This window comes from Veillonella tobetsuensis, assembly GCF_001078375.1.
GTDB lineage: Bacteria > Bacillota > Negativicutes > Veillonellales > Veillonellaceae > Veillonella > Veillonella tobetsuensis.
This window is the reverse complement of sequence record NZ_BBXI01000038.1, coordinates 1-222: the sequence shown is the minus strand read 5'-3', so window position 1 is coordinate 222 and position 222 is coordinate 1. Positions and strand designations below refer to the sequence as shown.

General features: G+C 38.3%; 1 rRNA gene. It reads right to left on the bottom strand.

Annotation, left to right across the window (positions count from 1 at the left end):
• A 16S ribosomal RNA gene (locus VEI_RS09305) occupies nucleotides 1-67 on the bottom strand; the annotation flags it as partial.
• Nucleotides 68-222: the final 155 nt, after the last annotated feature.

The window sequence follows — 222 nt, the reverse complement described above, 5'->3', positions numbered from 1 at the left end:
GTTCGACTTGCATGTGTTAAGCACGCCGCCAGCGTTCGTCCTGAGCCAGGATCAAACTCTCCAAGATATCTTGAAGCTATTTGAATAGCTCATTATTTGTTGTCGTTACATTTAAGTAACTTTGAATTATGGTTGGTTTTGACTTTGTCAAAACCCGCACTCTGGCATATGTTCAATCATATTGATTGATTACCTATCATTGTTCAGTTTTCAAAGATCTGT